Genomic DNA, 17,885 nt, shown 5'->3' with positions numbered 1-17,885 from the left:
TTACTCTTAAATTCAGCCAGTTATTTCAAACGGTATTCAGCGCTGCGGGCGTGTGCCTGCAGGCCTTCGCCATACGCCAGGATGGCGGCGATCTTGCCCAGCGTTTGCGCCCCGGCAGATGACACCATAATCAGGCTGGAACGCTTCTGGAAGTCATACACACCCAGCGGCGAACTGAAACGCGCAGTACGCGAGGTCGGTAATACGTGGTTAGGCCCGGCACAATAATCGCCCAGCGCCTCACAGGTATCTCGACCCATAAAAATCGCCCCGGCGTGTTTGATGTGTTTGCTGAATGCCAAGGCATCATCCATCGACAACTCCAGGTGCTCAGGAGCGATGAAGTTACAAATCTCAGCCGCTTCAGCCAAATCTTTCACCTGAATCAAGGCGCCGCGGTTTTGTAATGACGTGCGGATAATGTCCTGACGTGGCATTTCGCCAACCTGGCACTCAATACTCGCCTGCACCTGGTCAAGAAACTCAGCACTCGGTGACAATAAGATCGCTTGCGCCAGCTCATCGTGCTCGGCCTGGCTGAACAAGTCCATTGCTGTCCAGTCTGGATTGCTCCGGCCATCACTGATGACCAGAATTTCTGACGGGCCAGCCACCATATCAATGCCAACCACGCCAAACACCCGGCGCTTGGCTGCGGCCACGTACGCATTGCCTGGGCCGACAATTTTATCTACCTGCGGCACGGTTTCGGTGCCGTAAGCCAAGGCGCCCACTGCTTGCGCGCCACCAATGCAAAATACGCGGTCCACACCACACACAGCAGCAGCAGCCAATACCAATGGGTTCTTCTCACCGTTAGGCGTCGGCACCACCATCACCAATTCCTGCACGCCAGCCACTTTGGCCGGGATCGCATTCATCAGCACCGAGGATGGGTAGGCAGCTTTGCCACCTGGCACATACAGGCCGACACGGTCCAAGGCGGTTACTTGCTGGCCCAGTAAGGTACCGTCGGCTTCTGTGTATTGCCAGGATTGCATTACTTGCTTCTCGTGATAACTACGCACACGGTCAGCCGCAGCCTGCAAGGCCTCACGCTGCGCGGCTGGCAAGCCATTTAAGGCCGCATGCAATTCCGCTTGCGGGATTTCTAACGCCGCCAGACTGGTGGCGTTGGTTTTATCAAAACGATTGGTGTATTCGAGTACCGCCGCATCGCCACGGGCCTTCACATCCTTGAGGATATTGGCAACCACCTGGTCGATATTGTCATCCTGCGCGGTTTCAAAAGCTAACAGCGCTTTTAATTCAGCATCAAAACCGGCATCACGTGTATTTAAACGTTTAATCTGCATATTTTCTATCAATGAGTCTTTTCGAATAGCGGCTAATCTTTTTGAATAGCACTAGCAAAACTGTCAATAATCGGTTGCAACAGCGGGCGATTCACTTTGTAAGAAGCCTGATTGACCACCAGGCGCGAGCTAATCGCACCTACATCTTCAACCGCTTTGAGTTTGTTGGCACGCAAGGTGCCACCCGTGCTGACCAAGTCGACAATGGCATCTGCCAAACCAACTAGCGGCCCCAGCTCCATCGAACCATACAGCTTGATCAAGTCCACATGCATGCCTTTGGCGGCAAAATGTTCGCGCGCGGTTTTCACATACTTGGTGACCACTTTCAGGCGTGCGCCCTGGCGGATGCTAGCCTCATAGTCAAAGTCTTCACGCACAGCCACCATCATTTTGCACTTGGCAATATTTAGGTCCAGCGGCTGGTACAAGCCTTCACCGCCATGCTCATCCAGCACATCCTTACCCGCAATGCCCAAATCTGCCGCGCCATATTGCACATAGGTTGGCACATCAGTGGCACGCACAATCACCAAGCGCACATCGTCACGGTTAGTCGGCAGAATCAGCTTGCGGGAAGATTCTGGATCCTCCAACGCATGTATGCCAGCCGCCGCCAACAACGGCGTCGTTTCCTCAAAAATGCGCCCTTTGCTGAGTGCAATAGTAATCATGATTAGTTCGATCTGCGCACTTTGGCGCCCAGTTGATTCAGTTTTTCTTCCAGCTTTTCGTAACCACGGTCCAGATGATAAATGCGGTCAATCACCGTTTCGCCATCTGCCACCAAGCCAGCCAATACCAGGCCAGCCGAGGCACGTAAGTCGGTCGCCATAACATTGGCACCTTCCAGCGCAGACACGCCTTGCACCATGGCAGTATTGCCCTGTACATCAATATTGGCGCCCATGCGCTGCAACTCTTGCACATGCATAAAGCGGTTTTCAAAAATGGTTTCGATTACCGTACACACGCCTTCAGCCACCGTATTCATGGCCATAAACTGCGCCTGCATATCGGTAGGAAAAGCCGGATGCGGTGCGGTACGCACATTGACGGCTTTCAACTTGCCTGTGCTTTTGACGGTAATACTGTTGCTATCATGGCTGATAGTCGCTCCGGCTTCACGCAACTTTTCAATCACTGCTTCAAGCAAGTCAGCACGGGCATTTTTCAAGGTAACTTCGCCACCGGTCATGGCCGCCGCCACCATATAAGTACCAGCCTCAATCCGATCACACACTATATGGTGCTGTGCGCCAGTCAGGCGCTCCACGCCCTCAATCGTAATGGTATCAGTACCCGCACCAGTGATTTTGGCGCCCATTTTATTCAGGCATTCTGCCAGGTCAACGACTTCTGGCTCCTTGGCCGCATTCTCCAACACCGTGGTGCCCTGCGCCAGCGCAGCCGCCATCATCAGGTTCTCAGTACCGGTGACAGTGACCATATCCATGTAGTATTTGGCGCCTTGCAAACGGCGGTTTGGCAGGTGCAAAGTACTGGCCTGAATATAGCCATGCGTGATATGCATGGCAGCGCCCATGGCTTGCAACCCCTTGATGTGCAAATCCACCGGGCGCGAGCCGATGGCACAGCCGCCCGGCAGAGAAACACGCGCTGTGCCAAAACGGGCGAGCAACGGGCCCAACACCAGAATGGAGGCGCGCATGGTTTTCACCATTTCATAGGTCGCTTCAAATGAAGCGACGTCGCTGGCGTCCAGTGTGACCTGGTCGCCATCTTTGCTCACCTTCACCCCCATGGTATCCAGTAACTTGAGCGTAGACGCGACGTCACGCAACTCAGGCACACCGGTTAAGGTAAAAGGCGTTTCAGCCAGCAACCCGGCACATAAAATCGGCAACGCGGCATTTTTTGCGCCAGACACGACGACTTCGCCGTGCAGAGGCACGCCACCTTCAATAATCAGTTTGTCCAAAATTATGCTTTCGCCAACAGTTCTTGCAATTCACCGCTTTGATACATGCTGCGCATAATGTCAGCCCCACCGATAAACTCGCCACCCACATACAGTTGTGGAATCGTTGGCCAGTTTGCGTACTGCTTGATACCTTCGCGGATATCCATGTCTTGCAACACGTCAATCGCCACATACTCAGCGCCACAGGCGCTCAGAATTTGCGCAGCCACGCTGGAAAAACCACATTGTGGGAATTTCGGGCTACCTTTCATATATAACACCACTTTGTTATTGCTTACCGTGTCTTTAATTTGTGCTTGTGCATCCATGTTGACTGACTCCAAATATTCATTAAAACGCTAGGCTTGCTGTTGCTGCCATTGCGTCGGGGTATAGGTTTGCATAGACAGCGCGTGAATCTCGACACGCATGCGGTCACCCAATGCTGCGTAGACCAGCTGATGCTGCTGGACCATGCGTTTACCTTCAAAGGCCGGGCTGACAATCACCGCATCAAAATGGGTGCCATCATCGCCATTCACTTTCAGGTAATCGCATTCCAGTCCGCTGCGGATGTATGCTTCAAGTTGCGCTGCTGTTAACACAAAACCTCACTTATTCAACAAAATACAGAGGGACGAGCCAGGAAGCTGTTTCCTGCACCTATCCGCTAACTGCGTAATTTATAACCGGATTTTAACATCTTTAGGCATAGCCACGCCAATGCCAACAAGAAGCTGCCCACGACCGCGAGGCTGAGCCAGGGCGAGACATCACCATGGCCGAAGAAGCCATAACGGAAGCCATCGATCATGTAGAAAAACGGATTCAATTGCGACACAGCTTGCCAGAACGGCGGCAAGGAGTGAATCGAGTAAAACACGCCGGACAAAAAGGTCAGCGGCATAATGACAAAGTTCTGGAAAGCCGCCATCTGGTCAAATTTATCCGCCCAGATACCAGCGATGATGCCAAACGTCCCCAGCAAGGCACTGCCCAGTAAGGCAAACGCGATAATCCAGCCGGGATACACGGTGGGCACACTGACAAAACACAAGGCCACCAGGTAAATGCTCAAACCAACCAGCAAACCACGAATCATGGATGCGGCCAGAAATGCAGCAAAGAACTCCAGCGTATTAATCGGCGTCAGCAGTAAAAAGACAATATTACCCATCACCTTGGACTGGATCAGGCTGGATGAGCTATTGGCAAAGGCATTTTGCAGCAAAGACATCATCATCAAGCCAGGCACCAGAAAAGCGGTATAACTGACCTGATCGTAGACTTTGACGTGCGACTCCAGTACATGCGAAAAAATCAGCAGGTATAACAAGGCGGTCAGGATGGGTGAAGCGACGGTTTGGAACGCCACACGCCAAAAGCGCAGCAGTTCTTTCTTGAACAGCGTATAGACCCCACGCCAGCGCGGGCTGACTTTGTCATCCAGCCAGAAGAAAGGGTTTAGCCATTTCATGCTTGCGCCCCTTTCTGGTTGCCGACCAGATTCAAAAAGACATCTTCCAAATCCGCCTCCTGCAATTGCATATCCTGAATGGTCACATTGGCTTCACGCAAGACGCTTAATACCATTTCCACCTGCGACAACTCGGATAATGCCAGTACCACTTCATCATCATTCTGCTGCTTGAGCAAAGGGTGCAACTGCACTGGCAATCTACCGCCCAGGCGCAAGGAAAGCTGCTTGGCGGCATGGCTCTTCAGCAAGGCACGCGTACTATCCAGCGCAACAATTTTGCCCTGTTTCATCATGGCTACACGCTCACAGAGAGTTTCAGCCTCTTCCAGATAATGCGTGGTCAAAATAATGGTGTGCCCTTGCTGATTGAGCTTCTGGATAAACGCCCACAGCATTTGCCGCAACTCGACATCCACACCGGCCGTCGGCTCATCAAGCACAATCACCGGCGGCTTATGCGCCAAGGCTTGAGCAATCAACGCCCGGCGCTTCATGCCACCAGACAGTTTACGCATATTGGTATGCGCTTTATCCGTCAGGCCCAGTCCTTCAATCACTTCATCGACCCAGGCGTCATTTTCAGGACCACGGCCAAAATAGCCGGCCTGGAAACGCAACATCTCACGTACATTAAAAAACGGGTCAAACACCAGTTCTTGCGGCACCACACCCAAGGCGCTACGCGCACGCTGATAATCAGTCTGCACATCATGACCCATGATACGTATGTTGCCGCTGGTGGGTTGCAACAAACCCGCCAGCAGGTTAATCAAGGTCGACTTGCCCGCGCCATTCGGGCCCAGCAAGGCAAAAAATTCGCCTTGCTCAATACGCAAATCGACGCCCCGTAACGCTTCGAACTCGCCAAAACGCTTGGTAATGCCTGAAATTTCTATGGCTGCAGCCACGTATGACCTTTCGCTATCCCACAAAAAACGAAACCCCACCTCGTCAGAGCTGGGGCTGTTAGACTTGATTTTCAACTAATTCAATAAGAATCCGTCGACACCGTAAAGTTGCATCAGACTTCGCAGATTATCCGGCACCCCAATCACCGATACTGCACTGGCTTCGTTATGCTGATGATGCAACTGCCGCTGGATTTCGAGAATTAAACTCACAGCAACAGTATCTACCTCATTCACCTTGGAAAAATCCAGGGTTAACGGCGGCTCAAGACGCAAGGTTTGCAACTGGTTCACGGTTTCGCTGATATTGGTAATCAGCAAGTTACCACTGAACTGCAAAGTGTTTTCCTGTTGCGTAATTTGCGCCACAAAATTCTCCAAAAATGCCTGAGTGCCGTCCGGGTAATTACTTACCGGTAGCCGCCTTGTTTTTATCGGCCAGTTTCTTGGTCAGGCTGTCCAGACCATTCTGGCGGATTTCCTGCGCAAACTGGCTACGGTAGTTGGTGACCAGGCTCACCCCTTCAATCACGATATCAAATACTTTCCAGTCATCTGCTTTTTTACCCAGGCTGTAATCCACACTGATTGGATCACCACCCGGTTGCTGAATCGCCGTTTTCACCGTTGCAGACTCAGCACCCGCTTCCATACGGAAAGGCTTGTACTCAATCGTCTGATTTTTATATTTGGACAATGCAGTGGCGTAGGTACGCAGCAACAAGGTCTTGAACTCAGCCTGGAAAGCGGTTTTCTGCTCAGGAGTCGCATTGGTCCAGTTTTTACCCAACACTAAACGCGACACTTTTTCAAAGTCAAAGTTAGGCAGAATTTTTTCTTCTGCCAAGGCAAAAATCTTTTGCTGGTTACCCGCCTGGATGTCTTTGTCATTCTTAATGACTTCAATCACATCATCCGCAGTTTTTTTCACCAGTTGATCCGGCGTCATGCCAGCCATTGCCACACCGCTTAACAGCCACATGGCAACTGCCATCCACCACTTTTTCATTGTGTTCCCTTTATCAATTGATTGAATTACTTACCAATTTTGTCCAATGGACTGGCATCTAACGCATCAACCCCAGATTCGGTTGATGTAGCTGCTGTTTTACCAGGTTTATCATCACTTTCAGTCGCCTTGCTATACAGGAACTGGCTAATCAGTTTTTCCAGCACCACAGCATCCTGAGTTTGTGAAATCTTGTCGCCGTTTTTGAGGTTAACCTCGTCACCACCTGCTTCCAGGCCGATATATTGCTCACCTAACAGACCAGCCGTGTAGATATTGGCAAACGTATCTTTAGGGAAGTTGTAGCGCGTGTCGATGTTCAGACTCACGACGGCCTCATAAGTTTTCGGATCAAACACAATTTCACTCACGCGACCCACGACCACGCCAGCACTTTTCACTGGTGCACGTGGTTTCAGGCCACCAATATTCTCAAAGTTCGCAGTCACCAGGTACGTTTGGCCGATACTGCTGGTGGTCAGATTACCCACTTTCATAGCCAGGCCAAGTAAGGCTGCAAATCCGAGCGCAACAAAAATGCCCACCCACAAATCAATTGTTGTTCTTTCCATTGTTTATTCCCCGCGAGTAACCCGTACGCCCTGATGCTAAACCGCGATCATGAACGACGTTAATATAAAATCCAGCCCCAATACGGCCAGTGATGAAGTGACGACTGTCCTGGTCGTGGCACGGCTCACGCCTTCCGCTGTTGGCGGCGCGTCATAGCCTTCAAACAAGGCAATCATGGTACAGGCCACGCCAAACACCACACTTTTGAATACACCATTCAAAATATCAAATTCCCAGTCAACGTTGGCCTGCATTTGCGACCAGAACGCGCCTGCATCGACCCCGATTAAAGGCACAGCCACCAGGTAACCACCCAGAATACCCACCATGGAAAATAAGGTCGCCAGCACCGGCATGGCAATCACACCCGCCCAAAAGCGTGGCGCAATCACGCGCGCAATCGGGCTCACAGCCATCATCTCCATGGCAGACAACTGCTCGGTCGCCTTCATCAGGCCAATCTCTGCGGTAATCGCGGTGCCTGCACGGCCAGCGAACAACAACGCGGTCACTACCGGACCGAGCTCGCGCACCAGTGCCAGGGCGACCAGCACACCAATGGCTTCCGAAGAACCATATTTTTGCAAGGTGTGGTAACCCTGCAATGCCAATACCATGCCGACAAAAAAGGCCGAAACGAGGATAATAATCAGCGACAGTACACCGGTGAAATACACTTCACGGATGGTTAATCTAAAACGGCGGAAACTTTCACCAGATGAAATCAGGGTCAGCCAGAACAAACGGCCACCGGCACCCAGTCGCCAGATTTTATTGATACAGCCAGCCCCCAGCTTGCTAAGCAGGCGTTTGATTTTATGCAGCACCATTAACGCGCCCCTCTTAACAAACTGGCGTGATATTCAGGCGCCGCATAATGGAATGGCACCGGGCCATCTTTTTCGCCATGCACAAACTGGTGCACAAACGGTAATTCAGAATTGCGGAGGTCATCTGGCGTGCCTTCGGCAGCCACGACACCATCCGCCACAAAATACACATAGTCGGCAAACTGGAAAGTCTCTTCAACATCGTGCGTCACGATAATTGAGGTAGCCCCCAACGCGTCATTCAGGCTGCGGATTAGGTCGCAAATCACTGCCATCGAAATCGGATCCAAACCAGCGAACGGCTCGTCATACATGATAATGCTGGGATCCAGCGCAATCGCGCGTGCCAGGGCGACACGTCTCGCCATACCGCCAGAAAGCTCGGTCGGCATCAAGGCGTGTGCGCCACGCAAACCAACGGCGTTCAACTTGAGCAACACCAGGTCGCGAATCATACTCTCAGGCAGATTGGTGTGCTCACGCATCGGGAACGCCACATTTTCAAACACAGACAAATCCGTGAACAAGGCGCCGTGCTGAAACAACATGCCCATTTTGCGGCGCAAGCGGTAAATGCCTTCACGGTCCTGCTGATGCACCACTTCACCACCCACCTGGACCTGGCCTTTGGTGGGCTTGAGCTGGCCGCCAATCAGGCGCAGCAAGGTGGTCTTGCCGCTGCCGCTGCCGCCCATAATGGCCACTACCTTGCCTTTAGGAAAGGTCATATTGATGCCTTTATGCAACAAGCGGCCTTTATACCCGAAAGACAGGTCTTGAATTTCTACAATTGCGTTTGCCATAGGAAGTGGGTGATCTAAAACGGCTACCATTCTAAAACAGAATGTGTCTCAAACGTTGAATGTATCCGACATAAAACAAAAAGCCTGAAAATCCAGGCCTTTTGTTACAAATTTATGTTGTATTCTACACTAAAAACTCATGCAGACTAAGTAAGGAGTCGCCGCCGCAGGAGCCGCCTCCCCACTACCCGGCGTCCCATTCACCAGTATGCGCATGACGCCGGTATTGCCTGCGCCATCATCCAGCATGGTATCAAGTTGCAGCGCGTAGCGCCCCAGAATAGCATCTGAACACATGGCATGTGCGGTATTAAAGGTGCCCGCAGTGACGGCCGCCAGCGCCGCCACACTAGTTACCCCCAGCTGACCGCCCTCGCTATTGTGCGGCACATATTGCGCCGGGTTAGTAATATCAGTCGTACCAGTTGCCAATCCCGCCAGCCGCAAGTGCTGCCACAACAAAAATGACTCGTCCGTATCGGTCGTCGAGTTCCAGCCACCTTGTATCAAGCCATTCTGCACTTGACCATTGGTGCTGGCATTGTTGCCTGCGACATGTGTAGCTGCTGCATGGTCGTCACCAGGTAACACGCGAAACCTGTCCTGATAGCCATAAAAATAAGTGGGTATGTTTCTGAAATCACTGGCCAGACTTTTTACTTTGGCATTGGCAATCAACTCCTGCCCTCGCATCACCCCGGCGAGTAACAACCCTGCAATCACCAGCACGATGGCCAATTCAATCAAGCTAAATCCTAATTGCTTTTTCATTTTGAATCCTCCTGTTACCGAATCATTGTAAGAAGTATTACCTTGCCGGCATCAGCATTCATATGATGCCGACCCAAACAATATTAACATTAATTAATAATTGTTAATATTGTTTGATGGAAGAATTCAGGAAAAACAAAAGAAAACGGGCAGATGCATCTGCATCCGCCCGTCATTAAGCGTCAATCAAAGGTTAGAGCGTGCCGTAGGAGTGCAGGCCACTGAGAAACATATTCACACCAAGGAAGGCAAAGGTCGTGACCAACAAACCAACCAGCGCCCACCAGGCCAGCACAGTGCCTCGCAGGCCCTTCATTAAGCGCAAATGCAACCAGGCGGCGTAGTTCAACCACACAATCAGCGCCCAGGTTTCTTTAGGATCCCATGACCAGTAACCGCCCCAGGCTTCGGCTGCCCACATCGCGCCCAGAATGGTGGCAATAGTAAAGAATGCAAAACCAACCGCAATCGCCTTGTACATCAAATCATCTAGCACGTGCGGTGCAGGCAGGCGGCTAGCCAGCACACCATGCTTTGCCAGCAGGTAAGCACCGGCCACCATGGCCGCCAGTGAGAATGCGCCGTAACCAATAAAGTTAGCTGGCACGTGTATCTTCATCCAGTAGCTTTGCAAAGCAGGCACCAACGGTTGAATCTCATTGGCATGACGGTCAAAGGTATACCAAAGGATAAAACCCACCGCGGCATTAATCACCACCAGCACAAAGCCGCCTAACTGGCGTGTATTGAACAGTTTTTCGTAATGTAGATACAGCAAAGACGTGATCAGGCAAAACAGGATAAAGACTTCATACAGGTTGCTGATCGGGATATGACCGACGTCCGGCGCAATCAGGTAAGACTCATACCAGCGCACCATGAGACCAACAAAACCGAACAGAGTCGCAGCCCATGTCAGTGCAGACGCCACTTTTGCCGTAAACGCCGATTTCTGGAACAGCGCCAGCCAATAGGTCAGCATGGCCAGCACAAACAGCACATTCATCCACATGACCGCGGATTGGCTAGCCAGTAAAAATTTCAGCAGAAAGCGCTGACCACCATTCGCCAGGTCACCGTGGTAGCTATAGACGCCGATTAAACTCAATACGGCCACACCGAGCACCAGCCGTGCAATCGCTGACCAGCGCCAGCCCAGGTAACTGAACAAGGCGACCGCACCAAACAGAAAGCTGACTTCATAGATATCCATAAAGCCTGCATAACGCTGGTAAGAGAAAATCCCGCCCGCCAGCAACAGCACGGCGTAAATCCAGTCAAACTTGCTTAATGATTGCCAAAACGATGTTGGCTTCACTGATAATGTATTCATCGCATTCCCCTCTTCATTCCGTCAGGCCGTCGCTTGCAGCAGCGCTGTCAATTGCTGCTGTACACGCGCAAAGTCCTGATCCAGATCCATATTTTTACGGTTAGACGACATTGCCAGCAATACTTCTTGCTGTGCAGGTTTGATCAATAACCACAGGCGACGTTCCTTGATATAGAACATGGCAAAAATACCCAGCACCAACATCACTGAGCCAAAATATACCCAGTTCTGGCCAGGTGAACGTGTCAACTGGAAGCCACTGGCCTGTTTCAACGTGTAATTCTTGAGCTGGAAATAATACGGCGTGCCATAAAAGAACAAGTCATTCATGGCATTCAGGCTATCCTGAATAAACATTGCCGTTTCCTGGGTTTCTGGCGCCGGTGGCAACTGGCGCTGGGCACGGCTCATCTGGTAGCCTTGCAGCGCGGCGCGGTTCAACAGCTTCAAATACGTTTGCGCAGCCTGCTCACGCTGGTCTTTCGGAACAGCACTTTCAATAATGCGCGATAACTCACTGTACCCGCCCTGTTTGAATGTCACCAGCAAATGTTGCAGGCTTTGCTCAAACTGTGCTTTTAAAGGCGCATTATCGCCCGGCATTTGCTTGGCCACCTGGCTGGCAATATCACGGATCGCCTGCTCGTTACGCAAGGTTTGGCGTAAATGCATAAAGCCGTTGATTTCCAGTGCATCATCCGCCGGAATCCGCAAATATTTGAACTCATCCTGCACGGTTTCGCGCATACCAGAGACAAAGTAAGAACGACCATCCAGCTGCAGTGGCTGCATATAGCTCATGTACTCGCGTGCCTGACCGCTGGCGTTACGCAGCTTCAAAGTGGTGTTGGGGCCTACATTATGCGGTTTGCCTTTGCCGTCGGCAGACAAATTCAAAATATTAAACTGGCGGAACTCGTTAAATTCCACTGTCATTTTTTGTGCACCGTCGCCCAGTGAGCCTTTCTGCGAGACGACGCCATCGACATCAAAGCCATCCTGGTTGCTGGCGGCCAAGTCCCATAATTTGAATTTGAGTTCTGAGCCACCATCCTGAAAGTCGGACTGGTAAATGGCAATGCCTTTATAGGTATAAGGATGGTTGACGCGTATCGTCGCTTCGATCGGCTTAGTCAACTCAGGATCGGTGATGACGATATCGCTCTCAAACGACTTTGGCATGCCGGTCGCGTAATGCTCAATGCGAAAATCCTTGAGCGCCACTGTAAATGGCAAATCCTGCACCAGGTAACCATCACGCACCCGAACAAACGCCACATTATCGCGCTCACCTTCCGGCAAAGTCATATTGGCGCGGAACGACAGGTTATCGACACCCAGGCGGCTTTCTGCGGGCACCTTGCGTGAAGAAATATCACGCGTCTCGATTTTTTTCCAACCGAGCAACTCCTGCACTTTGAATGGCAGGTTACCATCCAGCAAACCGCCAAAACAGATCACGACAATCGCCACATGGGTAAAGATATAGCCCAGGCGCTGGTGCGTGCCCAGCTTGGCGGCGATTAACACATCACCATTGTCTTGCTGGCGCGTTTTAAAGGTATAACGTTCTGCGCTTAAAAAATCACCCAATTGTGTTTGCAGCGCTGCCACCGGCTGCGCGGTTGTCACACTGGCCTGGTGACCAAACAAACGTAGCGACTTTTCAGTAGCGTGCTCTTTATAGACCTGCCACTCTTTAACCATGAGCGGCGCATTACGAATCACGCACAAGGTTGTCGACACCACCAGAAACAGCAGGATGAGTAAAAACCAGGCCGCGTGGTAAACATCCAGCAAGCCCAGCATTTCAAACAGCTCAAACCAGAACTGGCCAAACTTGACGATGTAATTGGTATAAGGCTCATTTTGTTTGAGCACGGTACCAATAATCGAAGCCACACCCAACAGTGTCAACAGGCTCACAGCAAAGCGCATGGAGCTCAATAGCTCATACACACGCTGCGATAAGGAAATGGGAGCTTTCAAAACAATCTCTTTAAAATTGACTAGTTAAGGTTGTGCTTTTAAGGTTTTGATTGGACGCGTCAAATATGACAACAACGCAAGACGCGCAATTGTGGACGACATCCACCGTAAAAGGTTGCATAGCCCTACAGTAAAAAAGGTGGCCGCAGCCACCTTTTTTCAATCAGCAAACACTAGCGCAGACCTTGAATGTAATCTGCAACTGCTTGCATCTCGGCATCGCTCATTTTTGCCGCGATGGTCATCATCATCGGTGCATTGGCGCGCTCACCAGTACGGAACGTTCTCAACTGTTGCACAGTGTAATCTGTGTGCTGACCAGCCAAACGTGGGAACTGTTTAGGCAAACCGGCACCTGTCGCACCATGACAAGCCGCACAGGCTGGCACTTGGGTCGCTGCAATACCGCCACGATAAATCTTCTCACCTAAAGAACCCTTGCCATTGCTTTTAGCCTTGGCCAGCTTGATGCTCTGGCTGGAGAAGTATTTCGCCACGCCTTCCATGTCTTCCTGACTTAACGCGCCAGCCATCCCAGCCATCACCGGGTTAGCACGTGTGCCATCTTTAAAGTTGCTCAACTGCTTGAGCAAATACTCAGGATGCTGACCAGCCAGTTTCGGGTTGGTCGTAATCACACTGTTACCGTCTGCACCATGACAGGCTGCACACACGTTCTGGACAACCTTTTCCGGCCCATTCACTGCTGGCGCTGCTTCGGCAGAGGCGGCTTCTTCAGCAAATACAGGCTGTACGCCCATGGCCAGCAATACAAACAAGCCTGCTTTCAAACTATTCAACATGATAATAATGCCCCAACATTTTTATTGGGCGTCATTTTATCAAACAAACCCTGTTCGTGATAGCATGCGCAGTTGAATAGTCCATAAAACCTTGAGGCAACTCAATTCGATCATGCCAGTTTTTCAAAATGCCCGCTTCCACCTGTCGGCACACCATCTCCGTGACCTTCCGCCCGCCAGTGGCATCGAGGTCGCTTTTGCCGGGCGTTCCAACGCGGGCAAATCCAGTGCTTTAAACACTTTGGCCAACCATAACCGATTGGCCTTTGTCAGCAAGCAGCCAGGCCGTACGCAACTCATTAACTTTTTCACGCTGGGGGACGACAAACACCTGGTCGACTTACCTGGTTATGGCTACGCCAAAGTCCCTGAAGCCATGCGCATGCATTGGCAAAATGTATTGTCGCGCTACCTTAGCGAGCGCCAAAGCCTGGCCGGACTGGTACTGGTGATGGATAGCCGCCACCCGCTCACCCCGCTGGACAGACAAATGCTGGACTGGTTTTGCCCGTCCGGCAAACCGGTGCACGTATTACTGACCAAGAGCGACAAACTGTCGCGCAGCGAATCCACCATCCTGCTCGGCAAAGTGCGCAAAGAACTACACACAGGCTGGGGCGAGAAAATTACCGTGCAATTGTTCTCCAGCCTGAAAAAACTAGGCGTAGACGAAGCAGAAAAAGTACTAGGCGAATGGTTTTTCGGCACCGATACTAACGCGCAGGACGAACCAGCTGCCAGCGAATAAAAAAAGCAGACATCAGTCTGCTTTTTTTATTTTGCATGCAAGGCATTACACGCGTTTAAACACCAGATCCCAAACCCCGTGCCCAAGCTTCAAGCCACGATTCTCAAACTTGGTTAACGGCCGGTAAGACGGTTTCTCAGCATAATCCGACGCGGTATTTTGCAATTGCGACTCACCTTGCAACACTTCCAGCACCCACTCGGCATACTCCTGCCAGTCAGTGGCTACATGAATGTAAGCGCCCGCCTTCAATTTAGCGCAAAGCAGCTGGACAAACTCAGCCTGAATCAGGCGACGCTTGTGGTGACGCTTCTTGTGCCACGGATCCGGGAAGAAAATATGCACACCATCGAGTGACGCATCCGCCAGCATATTCTGCAGCACTTCCACCGCGTCATGCTGAATGATACGGATATTCTGAATATCACCTTCCTGCATCAATTTAAGCAAACTACCCACACCCGGCGTATGTACCTCGACTGCGAGGAAATCACAATCCGGCAAGGTTTGTGCAATCTTGGCCGTGGCATCACCCATACCAAAACCGATTTCGAGAATTTTTTTGCTCTCGGTGCGGCCAAACGCCTGACTCACATCCAGTGCTTGATCGGTATATTCAATGCCGAATGTCGGCCAAGCTGTTTGCAAGGCCCGCTCCTGGCCTTTAGTTAAACGCCCCTGACGTAAGACAAAACTGCGGATGCGGCGCTGGTAAGGCGCTTCGGAAGATTCTGGAGTTGGGTCGATTTCGGTCATGGGGCGCATTATACTTTAAGTGCTTTTATTTACCCTACATAGCGTATTAATTTGAAATACCCTTTTCGCCTCTAGGCGAGTCACTTTCTGATGCTTGCCCCTCAGAAAGTAACCAAAGAAGAGGGCACCCAGCCATCACTGCCTAAAGGCTCCCTTGCGTTGCTCAACAAAATAAGCCGGTCACGAAACTCAACCTGGCAGCTCACACACGACGCAAGCTGCCGCGGTGCTCAAACAGTCGCTCCCTTCTCTCTTGTTTTGTCTCCGCTACTCAGCGTGATGGAATGGGATTTATCTCGTCAAACTCACGTCGCATAAATGCGGACGGTTTAAAAACCAGATTCTTTTATTAAACCCGCTAAAGGATGGCGCTCTCTTGGTGTTCGGGGGTCCCCATCTGCCGCGCCGAGCAACGCAGGGTTGGCGGGAGTCTTCGGCCATCGACTGTCCGAGTTCCGCAACAAGCCACGAAGTGTGTGGCTTGTCAGGGCGAGTTTCGATGGACGCCCGGCAAACCGAGTAGCGCAAGGAAAAAGCGGAAGTTGGGGTGCATTTCTTTTGGTTACTTATTCTTTGGGCAAGCAAAGAAAAGTAACTCGCTGTAAAAGCGAAACACAACGTCACATCAAAGACCTAAAGAATTACCTTCTACACCAAATCAAAAAAACAACCATTACAACTGATGCCGCTTATCCCCCTGCAAAAATCCCATCAACGGCAATGCCAGTCCTTTACTCAACGCTAACACTTTAAATAACTCCCCCATCTCCGCCGGGGATAGCAATTTTTGCACTGCCGCCACCATAGGCAAATAGCGCGCACTCTCTTCTGGCGGCACCTGTTGCAACAATTGCAAAATACCGCAATTGATTAAGAATTGCGCCTGGTTGGTATACCCCGCACAGTCCAGCCCATTAGCCAATGCGGTTTCGGCCATCGCAGTGAAATCCACATGGGCAGTGATATCCTGCAGACCGGGATAAATCAATGGATCATCATGCGCGTAATGCTGGTAATGACACATCAATGTCCCTTGCGCGCGCTGCGGATGGTAGTACTCACTTGCAGCAAACCCATAGTCAGGCATCAATATCAAGCCGCGCGTTAACATCGTGGCAAGACTAGCGATTAGGCCTTGTGCAGCAGGACACACCTCAGTGACGTAACCATCTGGCAGTGAATGTGTATCGATTGCCGCCACCAGCGACAGGTCTTGCAGAGGCCGGGTTTGCCACATCAACTCCGGATCGAAACCGACACCACGCTCCAGCCACTGCCCTGCTCGCCATTCAACGACATGCACAGGAATGGCATCCAGCACTTCATTACCGACCACAACACCCGTCAAGGTTTCTGGCAACGTATCCAGCCACTGTAGGCGAGAATATAAGGCTACTGGCAATATACCTTGCAAGTACTCTTGCTGCCGATGACGCAAGTTAGCACTCACCTCAAGAATATAATAGTGCTGCGGTATCTGCTCTAGTTCTGCCAGCCGCAGCAATAAGCCTGCTGCTAATTTACCCGTACCGGCCCCTAGCTCTAGCACATGACCCGCAGTCGTCTGTAGCACCTGCGCCACTTGGTTGGCCAAGGCTTGTGAAAATAAAGGTGAAATCTCGGGCGCAGTGACAAAATCGCCACCACGACCGAACTTATTGGCCTCGCCGCTGTAATAGCCAAGGTGGGGCGTGTACAACGCCATTTGCATGTAGTCGGCAAACGAGATCCAGCCACCCTGTTGCTGCACCTGCTGTTGAATATGTGCGAGTAATGTGTCGCTGTGCTGTTGCGCCGCGGCATCCAATGCCGGTAAGCGAGAAGAATTCGGTTGAGCAGTCATTCAGCCATTATAATGTGACCAGTCCAGAATAAAGAGAGCATCGTGAATTCCCATTCTGCATCCAGAGTTGTGCTGATTACCGGTGGTGCCAAACGTGTTGGCGCCGCCATCACCCGCGAGCTGCATCGCCAGGGTGCGAATATCTTGCTGCATTACCACACCAGCACCAAAGAAGCGCTTGCGCTGCAAGCTGAACTCAACCAGGTGCGCGCTGGCAGCGTGGTGGTGGCGCAGGCTAACCTGCTCGATCTGGCTGCATTACCGCCACTGGTAGACACGGCACTGCAGCACTTCGGCCGGCTGGATGCACTGGTCAATAATGCTTCCAGCTATTACCCTACCCAGCTCGGCCAGATTGATGCAGCGCAATGGGAAGAGCTCATGGGCAGCAACCTGAAAGCGCCCTTATTTCTAAGCCAGGCGGCTGCGGATGCCTTGCGCGCCAGCCAGGGCTGCATTGTCAATATTACTGATATGCATATTGAGCGTCCCAAGAAACACTATATTGTGTACAGTGCCGCCAAGGCGGGACTGGTCAGCCTGACCAAATCGCTGGCACAGGAACTGGCGCCCGATGTGAGGGTGAATGCAGTCGCCCCAGGCCCGGTGCTATGGCCGGATGACAACCAGGAGTTTGATGAAGATTACCGCCAGCAAGTGGTGAACCAAACCTTGCTCAAACGCACCGGCGAACCATCCGACATTGCCAAGGCGGTCAAATTCCTGATTGATGATGCGCCGTTTATCACCGGCCATGTACTGGCGGTAGATGGCGGACGCAATTTAAGTTTATAGCGTC

At 51.5% G+C, this 17,885-nt stretch carries 20 protein-coding genes; 2 read left to right on the top strand and 18 right to left on the bottom strand.

Annotation, left to right across the window (positions count from 1 at the left end; genetic code table 11):
• Positions 1 to 20: 20 nt before the first annotated feature.
• The 16 genes from hisD to ACIDE9_RS12625 all read right to left on the bottom strand — a co-directional run bounded on the left by hisD (position 21) and on the right by ACIDE9_RS12625 (position 13,739).
• Positions 21 to 1,316 (bottom strand): histidinol dehydrogenase, encoded by a 1,296-nt coding sequence (gene hisD, locus ACIDE9_RS12700; protein ID WP_411995095.1) that lies wholly within the window; start codon positions 1,314 to 1,316, stop codon positions 21 to 23.
• A gap of 32 nt (positions 1,317 to 1,348) precedes the next feature.
• Positions 1,349 to 1,990: an ATP phosphoribosyltransferase gene (hisG, locus tag ACIDE9_RS12695; protein WP_411995094.1), complete on the bottom strand. Its 642-nt coding sequence runs from the start codon at positions 1,988 to 1,990 to the stop codon at positions 1,349 to 1,351.
• 2 nt (positions 1,991 to 1,992) lie between these two features.
• A complete protein-coding gene (murA, locus tag ACIDE9_RS12690) occupies positions 1,993 to 3,258 on the bottom strand; it encodes a UDP-N-acetylglucosamine 1-carboxyvinyltransferase (RefSeq protein ID WP_194752765.1) in 1,266 nt (421 codons plus the stop codon).
• Positions 3,259 to 3,260: 2 nt separating this feature from the next.
• Positions 3,261 to 3,569 carry a Grx4 family monothiol glutaredoxin gene (grxD, locus tag ACIDE9_RS12685; protein WP_194752764.1) on the bottom strand — a complete coding sequence of 103 codons (309 nt, stop codon included), beginning with the start codon at positions 3,567 to 3,569 and terminating at the stop codon, positions 3,261 to 3,263.
• A gap of 30 nt (positions 3,570 to 3,599) precedes the next feature.
• Positions 3,600 to 3,845 carry a BolA family protein gene (locus ACIDE9_RS12680; RefSeq protein WP_019881179.1) on the bottom strand — a complete coding sequence of 82 codons (246 nt, stop codon included), beginning with the start codon at positions 3,843 to 3,845 and terminating at the stop codon, positions 3,600 to 3,602.
• 65 nt (positions 3,846 to 3,910) lie between these two features.
• The gene (locus tag ACIDE9_RS12675; protein ID WP_019881175.1) at positions 3,911 to 4,717 is read right to left on the bottom strand and encodes an ABC transporter permease; all 807 of its coding nucleotides are present in this window, start codon (positions 4,715 to 4,717) and stop codon (positions 3,911 to 3,913) included.
• Positions 4,714 to 5,628, bottom strand: a complete 915-nt coding sequence (locus ACIDE9_RS12670; protein WP_411995093.1) for an ABC transporter ATP-binding protein — start codon at positions 5,626 to 5,628, stop codon at positions 4,714 to 4,716. Before ACIDE9_RS12670 ends, ACIDE9_RS12675 begins: the two co-directional genes overlap by 4 nt.
• A 75-nt stretch (positions 5,629 to 5,703) precedes the next feature.
• Positions 5,704 to 5,997, bottom strand: coding sequence for a lipid asymmetry maintenance protein MlaB (locus ACIDE9_RS12665; protein WP_411995092.1), 294 nt, complete (start codon positions 5,995 to 5,997; stop codon positions 5,704 to 5,706).
• Between the two features lie 37 nt (positions 5,998 to 6,034).
• Positions 6,035 to 6,637, bottom strand: a complete 603-nt coding sequence (locus ACIDE9_RS12660; protein ID WP_194752760.1) for a phospholipid-binding protein MlaC — start codon at positions 6,635 to 6,637, stop codon at positions 6,035 to 6,037.
• A gap of 26 nt (positions 6,638 to 6,663) precedes the next feature.
• Positions 6,664 to 7,209 (bottom strand): outer membrane lipid asymmetry maintenance protein MlaD, encoded by a 546-nt coding sequence (mlaD, locus tag ACIDE9_RS12655; RefSeq protein WP_194740328.1) that lies wholly within the window; start codon positions 7,207 to 7,209, stop codon positions 6,664 to 6,666.
• 36 nt (positions 7,210 to 7,245) lie between these two features.
• Entirely contained in the window at positions 7,246 to 8,040 is a 795-nt protein-coding gene (mlaE, locus tag ACIDE9_RS12650; protein WP_411995091.1) for a lipid asymmetry maintenance ABC transporter permease subunit MlaE, read from the bottom strand.
• Positions 8,040 to 8,843: an ABC transporter ATP-binding protein gene (locus ACIDE9_RS12645; RefSeq protein ID WP_194740326.1), complete on the bottom strand. Its 804-nt coding sequence runs from the start codon at positions 8,841 to 8,843 to the stop codon at positions 8,040 to 8,042. Before ACIDE9_RS12645 ends, mlaE begins: the two co-directional genes overlap by 1 nt.
• 129 nt (positions 8,844 to 8,972) lie before the next feature.
• Positions 8,973 to 9,614 (bottom strand): type II secretion system protein, encoded by a 642-nt coding sequence (locus tag ACIDE9_RS12640; protein ID WP_411995090.1) that lies wholly within the window; start codon positions 9,612 to 9,614, stop codon positions 8,973 to 8,975.
• Positions 9,615 to 9,807: 193 nt separating this feature from the next.
• Complete coding sequence (gene ccsB / locus ACIDE9_RS12635) at positions 9,808 to 10,947, bottom strand: c-type cytochrome biogenesis protein CcsB (RefSeq protein ID WP_411995089.1); 1,140 nt, start codon at positions 10,945 to 10,947, stop codon at positions 9,808 to 9,810.
• Between the two features lie 21 nt (positions 10,948 to 10,968).
• The gene (locus tag ACIDE9_RS12630; RefSeq protein WP_411995109.1) at positions 10,969 to 12,885 is read right to left on the bottom strand and encodes a cytochrome c biogenesis protein ResB; all 1,917 of its coding nucleotides are present in this window, start codon (positions 12,883 to 12,885) and stop codon (positions 10,969 to 10,971) included.
• Between the two features lie 224 nt (positions 12,886 to 13,109).
• The gene (locus tag ACIDE9_RS12625; protein WP_411995088.1) at positions 13,110 to 13,739 is read right to left on the bottom strand and encodes a c-type cytochrome; all 630 of its coding nucleotides are present in this window, start codon (positions 13,737 to 13,739) and stop codon (positions 13,110 to 13,112) included.
• A 112-nt stretch (positions 13,740 to 13,851) separates the two neighbouring features.
• Between ACIDE9_RS12625 and yihA the strand changes: the two genes are divergently transcribed.
• Positions 13,852 to 14,487, top strand: a complete 636-nt coding sequence (gene yihA, locus ACIDE9_RS12620; RefSeq protein ID WP_411995087.1) for a ribosome biogenesis GTP-binding protein YihA/YsxC — start codon at positions 13,852 to 13,854, stop codon at positions 14,485 to 14,487.
• A 45-nt stretch (positions 14,488 to 14,532) separates the two neighbouring features.
• Here yihA and trmB read toward each other — a convergent pair whose 3' ends face one another.
• Together trmB and ACIDE9_RS12610 are read right to left on the bottom strand one after the other, a co-directional pair.
• The gene (gene trmB, locus ACIDE9_RS12615) at positions 14,533 to 15,243 is read right to left on the bottom strand and encodes a tRNA (guanosine(46)-N7)-methyltransferase TrmB (protein WP_411995086.1); all 711 of its coding nucleotides are present in this window, start codon (positions 15,241 to 15,243) and stop codon (positions 14,533 to 14,535) included.
• 673 nt (positions 15,244 to 15,916) lie between these two features.
• Positions 15,917 to 17,086: a class I SAM-dependent methyltransferase gene (locus ACIDE9_RS12610; protein ID WP_411995085.1), complete on the bottom strand. Its 1,170-nt coding sequence runs from the start codon at positions 17,084 to 17,086 to the stop codon at positions 15,917 to 15,919.
• A gap of 42 nt (positions 17,087 to 17,128) precedes the next feature.
• On the opposite strand from ACIDE9_RS12610, the gene ACIDE9_RS12605 reads away from it, so the two are divergent.
• Positions 17,129 to 17,881 (top strand): pteridine reductase, encoded by a 753-nt coding sequence (locus ACIDE9_RS12605; RefSeq protein ID WP_411995084.1) that lies wholly within the window; start codon positions 17,129 to 17,131, stop codon positions 17,879 to 17,881.
• The last annotated feature ends 4 nt before the right edge of the window (positions 17,882 to 17,885 follow it).

Source organism: Methylophilus sp. 'Pure River' (assembly GCF_046765995.1).
Classification (GTDB): Bacteria; Pseudomonadota; Gammaproteobacteria; order Burkholderiales; family Methylophilaceae; genus Methylophilus.
Note: the sequence above shows the minus strand (reverse complement) of the source record. Positions and strands in the feature narration are given on the sequence as shown.

Excerpts from the sequence above, each read along its gene's own strand:
- hisD (WP_411995095.1), bottom strand. The coding sequence starts at position 1,316 with ATGCAGATTAAACGTTTAAATACACGTGATGCCGGTTTTGATGCTGAA.
- hisG (WP_411995094.1), bottom strand. The coding sequence starts at position 1,990 with ATGATTACTATTGCACTCAGCAAAGGGCGCATTTTTGAGGAAACGACG.
- grxD (WP_194752764.1), bottom strand. The coding sequence starts at position 3,569 with ATGGATGCACAAGCACAAATTAAAGACACGGTAAGCAATAACAAAGTG.
- ACIDE9_RS12675 (WP_019881175.1), bottom strand. The coding sequence starts at position 4,717 with ATGAAATGGCTAAACCCTTTCTTCTGGCTGGATGACAAAGTCAGCCCG.
- ACIDE9_RS12660 (WP_194752760.1), bottom strand. The coding sequence starts at position 6,637 with ATGAAAAAGTGGTGGATGGCAGTTGCCATGTGGCTGTTAAGCGGTGTG.
- mlaD (WP_194740328.1), bottom strand. The coding sequence starts at position 7,209 with ATGGAAAGAACAACAATTGATTTGTGGGTGGGCATTTTTGTTGCGCTC.
- mlaE (WP_411995091.1), bottom strand. The coding sequence starts at position 8,040 with ATGGTGCTGCATAAAATCAAACGCCTGCTTAGCAAGCTGGGGGCTGGC.
- ACIDE9_RS12645 (WP_194740326.1), bottom strand. The coding sequence starts at position 8,843 with ATGGCAAACGCAATTGTAGAAATTCAAGACCTGTCTTTCGGGTATAAA.
- ACIDE9_RS12640 (WP_411995090.1), bottom strand. The coding sequence starts at position 9,614 with ATGAAAAAGCAATTAGGATTTAGCTTGATTGAATTGGCCATCGTGCTG.
- ccsB (WP_411995089.1), bottom strand. The coding sequence starts at position 10,947 with ATGAATACATTATCAGTGAAGCCAACATCGTTTTGGCAATCATTAAGC.
- ACIDE9_RS12630 (WP_411995109.1), bottom strand. The coding sequence starts at position 12,885 with ATGCGCTTTGCTGTGAGCCTGTTGACACTGTTGGGTGTGGCTTCGATT.
- ACIDE9_RS12625 (WP_411995088.1), bottom strand. The coding sequence starts at position 13,739 with ATGTTGAATAGTTTGAAAGCAGGCTTGTTTGTATTGCTGGCCATGGGC.
- yihA (WP_411995087.1), top strand. The coding sequence starts at position 13,852 with ATGCCAGTTTTTCAAAATGCCCGCTTCCACCTGTCGGCACACCATCTC.
- trmB (WP_411995086.1), bottom strand. The coding sequence starts at position 15,243 with ATGACCGAAATCGACCCAACTCCAGAATCTTCCGAAGCGCCTTACCAG.
- ACIDE9_RS12610 (WP_411995085.1), bottom strand. The coding sequence starts at position 17,086 with ATGACTGCTCAACCGAATTCTTCTCGCTTACCGGCATTGGATGCCGCG.